The organism is Chromatiales bacterium (assembly GCA_014762505.1).
GTDB lineage: Bacteria > Pseudomonadota > Gammaproteobacteria > SpSt-1174 > SpSt-1174 > SpSt-1174.
Genome location: JABURS010000004.1, coordinates 1 through 9,472 on the forward strand (window position 1 = coordinate 1; position 9,472 = coordinate 9,472).

6 protein-coding genes and 1 riboswitch are annotated in these 9,472 nt (G+C 55.7%); of the genes, 3 read left to right on the forward strand and 3 right to left on the reverse strand.

Going from position 1 to position 9,472, the window contains the following annotated elements:
• Nucleotides 1-196 precede the first annotated feature (196 nt).
• Nucleotides 197-994, reverse strand: a complete 798-nt coding sequence (locus HUJ28_00035; GenBank protein MBD3617858.1) for a rhodanese-like domain-containing protein — start codon at nucleotides 992-994, stop codon at nucleotides 197-199.
• A 982-nt stretch (nucleotides 995-1,976) separates the two neighbouring features.
• A riboswitch (TPP riboswitch) is annotated at nucleotides 1,977-2,069 on the forward strand.
• 49 nt (nucleotides 2,070-2,118) lie between these two features.
• Between HUJ28_00035 and thiC the strand changes: the two genes are divergently transcribed.
• From thiC to HUJ28_00050, 3 genes are all read left to right on the forward strand, one after another.
• Nucleotides 2,119-4,008 carry a phosphomethylpyrimidine synthase ThiC gene (gene thiC, locus HUJ28_00040; protein MBD3617859.1) on the forward strand — a complete coding sequence of 630 codons (1,890 nt, stop codon included), beginning with the start codon at nucleotides 2,119-2,121 and terminating at the stop codon, nucleotides 4,006-4,008.
• Nucleotides 4,009-4,136: 128 nt separating this feature from the next.
• Entirely contained in the window at nucleotides 4,137-6,353 is a 2,217-nt protein-coding gene (locus tag HUJ28_00045; GenBank protein MBD3617860.1) for a sensor histidine kinase, read from the forward strand.
• On the forward strand, nucleotides 6,346-7,455 hold the full coding sequence (locus HUJ28_00050; GenBank protein MBD3617861.1) for a response regulator: 1,110 nt from the start codon (nucleotides 6,346-6,348) through the stop codon (nucleotides 7,453-7,455). Before HUJ28_00045 ends, HUJ28_00050 begins: the two co-directional genes overlap by 8 nt.
• A gap of 32 nt (nucleotides 7,456-7,487) precedes the next feature.
• Here the strand turns inward: HUJ28_00050 and HUJ28_00055 are convergent, their stop codons facing one another.
• Both HUJ28_00055 and HUJ28_00060 read right to left on the reverse strand, forming a co-directional pair.
• Entirely contained in the window at nucleotides 7,488-7,910 is a 423-nt protein-coding gene (locus tag HUJ28_00055) for a very short patch repair endonuclease (GenBank protein MBD3617862.1), read from the reverse strand.
• A 194-nt stretch (nucleotides 7,911-8,104) separates the two neighbouring features.
• Complete coding sequence (locus HUJ28_00060; protein MBD3617863.1) at nucleotides 8,105-9,085, reverse strand: DNA cytosine methyltransferase; 981 nt, start codon at nucleotides 9,083-9,085, stop codon at nucleotides 8,105-8,107.
• Nucleotides 9,086-9,472 lie beyond the last annotated feature (387 nt).

The following is a 9,472-nucleotide window of genomic DNA, read 5'->3' on the forward strand; positions in this document are numbered from 1 at the left end:
GGCCAGATGCCAAGCTCGTCCCTCCACCCCGACAAGCCCTTTCTGGCCTGTCGGGGCACAACATACAAGCCGAGCCCCCTCGGCGATCACGACCCTGCCGGATTCAGCCCCATCGGCCAGATGGCTGGCCTCCTGCTTGCGGCCCACGAAAAAGGCCCCGCATGCGGGGCCTTTTTCGTGGGCCGGGATGTCCCGGTTACATCATCAGCACTTCCTTGAAGAAGGCCTTGGAGCCGCCCTTCATGAAGTAGTAGTCCTTGATGCCCTTGTCTTCCAGGTAGTACTGGAACCACTGCACCTGCTTGCCGGCCTCGTCGTAGATCAGCACGGTGCCGCCGCGCTGGGCGACGCGCGCGAGCCGGGCGTCGATGGCGGCGGTGTCGTCCAGCGAGATGTCTTCCTGGCGGTTGGGGAACAGCGAGGTGGCGGCGCGCTGCGTGGCCTCGCGGAGGTCGATCACGGTGGCATTCGTGCCGTGCACCATCTCGGCGAACTTCTCCGGCGCAAGCAGGCGCTTGTTGAAGTCGTCGCCGCTGATCAGGCGGGCCGGGTCGACCGGCGAGCGGCCCAGCAGCACCGAGGCCTCGGGCTGGGCCTTGGCCCAGTCGAAGATGCCGGCGTCGTAGGCATAGACCTCCTCGATGCCGCGGCCCTTGGCCTTGTCGCAGGCCTTGTACGACTTGTAGCAGGTCTTGCCGTTGCAGTAGAACACGATCGGCTGCGCGGCCTGACCCTTCAGGGCCTCCAGCTTCTCGACAAAGGCCGCATCGTCCAGCGCGATATGCACGGCGCCCTTGATGTGCAGCACGTCGAACTCGTACTTGGAGCGCACGTCCACCACGTGCACCTTGTCGAGCTGGGCGGCCAACTCTTCCAGCTCCATCACCGGGATGGTGTTGTAGGTCGCGCGGCCGGGGAATTCGTCGTTGGCAGAGGCCAGGGAGGATACGAGCAGCAGCAGGACAAGCCCGAGGGCGGAAAGCGCCTTGAACATGAATCTTTCTCCTTCGTCATCTCTTGTCGTTATCGTGTCGGCCCTTCTTGCGGGGCCTGGAGGCTATCGAGCGAGATTAGCCCAAACCGCGCCCCAAGGGTATCCGACACCGTCACGCCGGTGAAATTGCCGCCAGGCGGTGGAGAAATCCAGACGAGGTGTAGGGTTTGATGGAATAAGGGGAATTCAATGCGCCACAGAGGACACAGAGATCACAGATCAGGCCGGTGCCTCGTAGGAGCGCCGCAAGGCGCGATCAGGGTGGCACGCGCTGTCCCGGGCATGGACAATCGCGGCTCCCGCCGCTCCTACCAGCAAAACCTTCACCCGTAGGAGCCGAGCCCCCTCGGCGATCATGGCCATGCCGGTGGGGCCCCATCGGCCAGAGGGCTGGCCTCCTACAGGGGGGCGTAAGGCCGGCCAAAAGAAAAGCCCCGTTGCCGGGGCCAGGTCTCGTCTTGCCAAACCGGCGCGAGGCCGGCGTTTCTTCTTTTTCGGGTCCTGGCCCTGGTGGGCTGCTGACCCGCCCGAAACCAGCGGTTTCGGTTCCCCCTGAGCGGCATTGCAGGCCGTTCAAACGGCCCTCCCCTCGCCACTGCCAGTAACCCTAGCATAGCTAAGGCCTACGGTCAGCAGGGAATTTCCCCCGGCGCCAACTTGCAAAACCCCGCGCCGTTCTATAGTTTCGACACATTATTAAGAGGCTAGGGGTGCCACCCGAATCTGGATTGGACGTTCGAGTCACCCGGATTCGTAATGAGACATGTAGATTTTGTTCGCGGGCAAGGCTGAGCGGGGAGGCGGGAGCGCAGTGTACATCACGTACATGAGCATCTCGCCGAGACGCGAAAACGCAGCACGCGGGCAAAGGATGCATGTCTCAGGAAAGTGATGGATCGTCCTTCCAGACAAGGCTGAGCGGGGAGGCGGGAGCGCAGTGTACTCACGTACATGAGCATCTCGCCGAGCCGCGAAAACGCAGTATGGGAGGACGAGACGCCGCTTTCCGGCTGAGAAAGACCCTTAATACCTGATCCGGCTAACACCGGCGGAGGGAAGCTTCGGATTCGCCCCCGCAGTCCGTCTTCCGCGCCGCCGACCCCCGCAGAACAGAGGTCCACAGCATGAGCGCGATCCCCCAGGAATTCATCAAGAAGACGGCCGAACTCTCCGAGGACGTCACCCGTCCGTTCCCCAACTCCAAGAAGATCTACATCGAGGGCTCGCGCCCGGATATCCAGGTCGGCATGCGCGAGATCGCCTGCGCGCCCACCATGACCACCGGCACGCCGGAAGAGAACCCGCCCATCACGGTGTACGACACCTCGGGCCTGTATACCGACCCGTCCGCGAAGATCGACCTCATGAAGGGCCTGCCCGCCCTGCGCGAGAAGTGGATCCTCGAGCGCAACGACACCGAGACGCTGGACGGCCCCAGCTCCGAGTACGGCCGCAGCCGCCAGGAAGACCCGGCACTGGCCGAGCTGCGCTTCGAGCATATCCGCACCCCGCGCCGAGCCAAGCCCGGCCACAACGTCAGCCAGATGCACTACGCGCGCCAGGGCATCATCACGCCCGAGATGGAATACGTCGCCATCCGCGAGAATTGCCGTCTGAATGAGCTGCGCGCCGACCCGCGCTACCAGAAGCTCCTCAAGCAGCACCCGGGCCAGGGCTGGGGCGCCGAGCTGCCGGACGAGATCACGCCCGAGTTCGTGCGCGACGAGGTCGCCCGCGGCCGCGCCATCATCCCGGCCAACATCAACCACCCGGAACTCGAGCCGATGATCATCGGCCGCAACTTCCGCACCAAGATCAACACCAACATCGGCAACTCCGCCGTTACCTCTTCCATCGAGGAAGAAGTGGAGAAGATGGTCTGGTCCGCGCGCTGGGGCGGCGACACGTTGATGGATTTGAGTACGGGCAAGAACATCCACGAGACCCGCGAGTGGATCCTGCGCAACGCGCCCATGCCCATCGGCACCGTGCCCATCTACCAAGCGCTGGAAAAGGTCAACGGCAAGGCCGAAGACCTCACCTGGGAGATCTTCCGCGACACCCTCATCGAGCAGGCCGAGCAGGGCGTGGACTACTTCACCATCCACGCCGGCGTGCTGCTGCGCTACGTGCCGCTCACCGCCAACCGCGTCACCGGCATCGTCAGCCGCGGCGGCTCCATCATGGCCAAGTGGTGCCTCGCGCACCACGAGGAAAACTTCCTCTACACCCACTTCGAAGACATCTGCGAGATCATGAAGGCCTACGACGTCTCCTTCTCGCTGGGTGACGGCCTGCGCCCCGGCTCCATCATGGACGCCAACGACGCCGCCCAGTACGGCGAGCTCGAGACCCTGGGCGAACTCACCAAGATCGCCTGGAAGCACGACGTCCAGTGCATGATCGAAGGCCCCGGCCACGTGCCGCTGCACATGGTCAAGGAAAACGTCGACAAGCAGATCCACGACTGCTTCGAGGCCCCGTTCTACACCCTCGGCCCGCTGGTCACCGACATCGCCCCGGGCTACGACCACATCACCTCCGGCATCGGTGCCGCCAATATCGGCTGGTACGGCACCGCCATGCTCTGCTACGTCACGCCCAAGGAGCATCTCGGCCTGCCCAACAAGCAGGACGTGCGCGACGGCATCATCACCTACAAGATCGCCGCCCACGCATCCGACCTCGCCAAGGGTTTCCCCGGCGCCCAGGTGCGAGACAACGCCCTGTCAAAGGCGCGCTTCGAGTTCCGCTGGGAAGACCAGTTCAACCTCAGCCTGGACCCGGAAAAGGCCCGCGAATTCCACGACGAGACCATGCCCAAGGAAGCGCACAAGGTGGCGCATTTCTGCTCGATGTGTGGGCCAAATTTTTGCAGTATGAAGATTACCCAAGACGTACGCGACTTCGCGGCTGCGCAGGGCATCTCCGAAGACGAAGCGCTGAAGAAGGGGATGGAAGAGAAGGCTGTGGAGTTTAAGAAAACTGGGGCGGAGATCTACAAGGAAATTTGACGTCTACTTGGATATCAGTCGTGCTGTTCTATGGAAATTCGAGCAAAAGGGAATAGTTGCATGATTTTGGCTCCTGGGGCTGGCGGTATGACTGAAGATAGAATGGGGCATGTGGCGCGAGGGCGAGTATGACGCATTCGATCCAAAAGATCCGGCCTGCCGCCCGTTTGCTGCGCACGATAGGCCAGGACCTGATTAAGGATGTCTATGCCGCAATCGTCGAATTGGTGAAGAACGCATATGATGCAGATTCACCTAGTGTCGTGATTGGGTTCAATTATCAAGAGCCCGCGAACCGACTTCTGATTATGGTGGAGGACTGCGGTCACGGGATGGATTTCGATACGGTCGTCAATCAATGGCTGGTTCCCGCGACCGATGACAAGCTCAGAAGGAAGCGGAGTACTGGCGGGCGTGTTTTGCAGGGGCGGAAGGGGATCGGCCGTTTCGCGGCGGCAATCCTAGGCGACCGTATTTTTATGGAGACTACTAAATGTGGCGTGACGACTTCACTGCTTTTAGATATGGAGGCGTTAGAGAAGCTTCAATACCTGGATCAGTTGGAGTTGGATATTGAAGAGGCTCACACAGGTGCTCCTGATGGCACGCGGATCGAAATTGAATCAGACGGGATGACCGCGGACGAAGTGGCGGAAGTATGGACTCCGAGACAGTTGCATAAGCTCTTCGTCGAGCTGCGTAGCCTGATTGCGCCCGAGGAGGTCTACACGGCAGCTGAGCGCCAAGGATACAAGGTGGATCACGATCATTTCGAGATCCAGCTGGTTTTTGAGAGCTTTCCGGCCGAAAACTACAATCACCGGTCGATTAAGATTAGACCATATCCGGTACTTGATCTTTACGATTACAAGATCTCTGGACGAGTGGATGAGGCCGGAAATGGTGTCCTGCGATTTGAGAATCAGAATATTCCGAGTCTAGGTGTCGAGAAGTTCGAACTAAAGCTTCCTATCGATAGCGCTGCCGGTCAGAAGTATCCTGGAGAGATATTCATCGATTTGCGTGTTTACGATCGTGATCCCGAAAGTATTGAAAATATTATAAAAAGAGGGCTTAAAGATCCTGATACCGGAGAGTATGTCGGTAAACAGGAGGCTCGCCACATTCTGAATGAGCACTATGGCGTCGGGATCTATCGTGAGCAATTCCGAATCCGGCCCTACGGAGAGCAATCCTTTGACTGGCTAGACCTGGATAAAAAGAGGGTGCAGAACCCCTCATACAAGATCGGCCATAATCAAATAATTGGTTTTGTTTACGTCCGGCCTGAGGAGCAATCGGGGCTGCAGGAGAAGAGTGCGCGCGATGGTCTGGTAGAGAATGGCGCCTATTTTGGGCTCGTAACCCTTGTGTTGCGAGTAATCAATGAACTCGAAGGTCGCCGCGTACGTTACCGAGAAAAGGCTTTCAAAGGTGGCAGATTTCGGAGCTTGGAAGAGGAGATGGACCTCCTGTTTAACTTTGAAAGTACTAAAAAGCGAATCGCAAGCGGCCTGAATGAGCTGGGAATTTCTCCCGCCCAAATGGAGGGTGTTGAGTTAGTTGTTGATGAGGCTTTGGAATTAGAAAGGCTGAATAAAGCGGGGTTCGTGCGACAAATCAGGGACACAATTGCCGTTTATCAGGGGCAAGCGACCCTGGGAAAAATCACTCATGTGCTTCTCCATGAAGGGCGAAAGCACATCAAATACTTGACGGAGACCGTGCCCAGACTTGTTAAGTGGACGCGAGAGGTTATAGAGACTTCTGATATGGGTGTGCTGGAAAAGATCGATGACAGATCAGATAAAGTGCTTTCCCATGCAAAGGGGCTTTCATTTCTCTTCAAGAAAATTGAGCCACTCGCTAGAACACGGAGATCACCAAGCAAAGAAGTGAGCCTTGTACGCGAGTTGGATAATGCGTTTGCGATATTTTCGTCGGAACTTGAGAGTGCAAGTATTCAGTATTCCGTATCCTTAAAGGGGTCGACTCCAGTAGTTAGCGCTAATGAGATGGATATCATGACCGTATTTGCCAACCTGATTGAAAACAGCGTGTTCTGGCTGTCTCAAGTGAAAGAAGGGGTGCGCCGGATTGATGTGTTGGTGCTTAAGGAGAATGGGCAAAGCATTGTCGAGTTTAAGGATACGGGGCCCGGATTTCAGGGTGGGAATCTCGAGCTTATGTTCGAGCCGGGATACAGCATGAAACCCGAGGGAACTGGACTAGGGTTAGCGCTGGTAGGTGAGGCAATGAGTCGTATAGGCGGAAAAATCGAAGCCAAGCACTCGGATGAGGGTGCAGTATTTGAGCTTATCTTCGAGGCAACAAAGAATGATTGATACGGTACGGATACTTATCGTCGAAGATGACGAAGACCAGATGGAGGCATACCGAGATGCGGCAAGTGATATGGAAACAGAAGAATTCCGGTTAGAGGTCGTGGGTCGCCGCTCTGCGGAACAAGCAAAGGAAGAACTGTTGTCAAGAGATTTCGACGGGGCAATAGTGGATTTGAACCTTTCGCCGGGGAATCCCAATGAGGCATCGGGTAACGATGTATTATCGGAGATTACCGCGAGGCATCGTTTTCCTGTTTTTGTGGTGTCCGGGAACTTGCAAAACCTCGCCCCTGATATCGGTCAATCAGGATTCCTGAAAACATTCGATCGTGCCGTTTCGAATGATGTAATATTTGATGGTCTTATAAAGATTCATAAGACCGGAATCACCAAGATACTAGGCGGGCGCGGATTGATCGAGCAGCATCTTGGAGAGATCTTCTGGCGTCACTTGTCCTGTGACTTTGATAACTGGGACGCAGGGGGGCGCGATTCGGAGCGAACCCTTCTGCGGTACGCTGTGACGCACCTTCTGGAGTATCTGGATCTTCCTCATGAGGAAGAGAATTCGCATTACCATGAGGCCGAATTTTATATTATTCCTCCCATAAGAGCGCATGTTGCTACTGGCGATGTGGTGCAACATGAAGGTGGCCGATATATTGTTTTGTCGCCGCCCTGTGATGTGGTCGTGAGGGGGCACAAGGATGGTAAGCCTGTTATCAATGCGAACTCTATTGTTCTGGCCCCGCTTGTGCCGGTGACTCGAGAAGCATTTCTGAATTATGGCATCATGCGCGAAGATGCTAAGTCTTCAGACCGTGAAAAATTGCTTGATGAGATTGTGAAAGGAAAGCGGGAGAAATATGTGTTTCTTCCAGGGTATCGTAATATTGATGCGGCGGTGGCGGACCTGCAGAATATTCTTACGTGGTCATTAGATGACTTTATGTTGGCAGACAGATTGGCGACGGTTTCAGGTGCTTTTCTTAAAGAAATACAGTCACGATTCGCTGCGTACTACGGAAGGCAAGGGCAGCCGGATTTGGACAAAAAAGAGCTTGTTAAGCAATATAAAAAAGTGCTTTCTTCGGGAGAGTGAGCCATGAGTTGCGCGTGCGGTAGAATTCGATGTCAGGTCAACCTAGAGCGTATTCTCTGTAATTCGCCTATTACTTTTTTGGCGCAGGCGTCAGTGTCTTTTCTTATCTCATGCTCCCAGAATCGCAGCACTAGCCAGCCATTCTTTTCAAGAGCAAAATTGTTTTTTTTGTCTCGCTCTCTATTTTCCTGAATCTTTTCTCGCCAAAATGTTTCGTTGGTTTTCGGCTGTTGGAAGTGTTTGGGGCAGCCGTGCCAGAAACAGCCATCCACAAACACAGCTAGATGTTCTGATGGAAAGACGATGTCGGGTCGGCCTGGTAGTTTGTTTGTGATTCGATAGCGAAATCCCATGTGCCAGAGTGCTTTACGTAACCTTTTCTCAGGCTTGGTATTTTTGCCCCGAATCGCACTCATGCAGTGTCGACGCTGTTCTTTAGTCAAGACGTCAGCCAATTCTGAACCCCTACTTTGGTATTCGCGTCGTAGTCACTTTGTTTGTTGTAAACGGGGAGGGCGATTCGCACAGTTGGAGAACTGGAGATCTCGTCCCAGAGGGGAGGTCTTAGGTGGCAAGGTGATCAAAATGGAGTGATCGTTTCTTTGATGCCTTTCTAGACCGTCGCATGTCGCTTAACCATTATTCTCGATTATGCTGCTTTACATCCGGTTCTTTGGTCAGTTTGCATTATCCGTCTGAATATGACCTCTAGCACCGGTGAGCAGACACCGTTTCCGCAAAGCTTGATTTTCTCCCGACGGTTGCCGACCGGCAGTTTGTGGCCGGTTCCGGCTCCCATGGCTCTCAATAACTCTGGCGGCTGCAGCATGCGTAGATAAGGAATGTCTCCCTGCCAGGTAACCAATCCGAACCGGTCGACAGTCGTGACTGTGCGCAACGGCGCATCAAGAGACTGCCATCCGCCTGCATAATCGGAGCTGTAGTAGACGATGATAAAGGGTATACCCCGACCTAATTCTGCGATTGCGCGCTCGGCTCGTTCGAGCGTGGGCTTGGCTCTGCGAGGTGTGAATAGCGGGGTGCTTGAGTATCTGTCACTCCAGTCGATGATTGACTCGGCAGACTTAGGGCTTCTGCGATGCAATGCAATGAGGTCCTCTCGCGTCGTCACTGATCCACCCCTGTGACAGAGTAGAAACATGCGCTTTCGCGACTGCGGCGTTCCAAAATCCGCTGCATTAAGAAAGAGGTCGCTCACCGTGTAACCATAGGACCCAATGCTTTCCACAAGCTCGTTGTGACGGTCCCACTTCTTCATGCGGTTCACATTCTCGACAATGAGCCACCGTGGACTCATTGCCTCAAGCCAGGGAACAATCCCAATCGCAGTCTCCCTGCTTTTCTCAGAACCGGGTCGGGCGCCCCGGGCTATCGAGTGTGAAGTGCACTCGGGAGAGGTCAACAGCACATCGGGCTTGTATTTTTTGGCCAGCTGAATCGGGGACAGGTCCTCGATTGGCGAGCAAATCACGTCTGAATCCGGGAAGTTGTCTTTATACGTCTGGGCCGCCAGACCCCACGCGTCGACAGCCAGAATCGGCGTGGCTCCAGCACGTACGGCCCCCCGGGCCCCAAAGCCACCACCACAGAAAAGATCAACGAATTTCATTAGATTTCATGAATTAGGTAAATATCGGTTTGGAAACGCTACCAGGTAGGAGAGGTTAGCGCAATCGATCTCATTGGATTTCAAGGCTAGGCAGGGTTTGGCCAAGGCAACTAATTGATATACTTATTAAACTGCTATGCCGGCTATGCCGGGGTCGGACCAAGCCAACTCATTGACAGAAAAAGAAAATCGTCCTGATATTCGCCGATTCTTGCCCTTAGAAGCCCATTTTCAGCATCAAAACCAGCCCTCTAAGGCTTCCTCCCGTTTCTGGGCTTATCCGCGCCCCCTCCCCACACCAAGATAGGTCCGTTTCTCCACCACCCATTCCTGTGGGTCCATCAGGTCGGCGGTGTTCACTTCCAGGGCCTCGGCGATGCGGTGGAG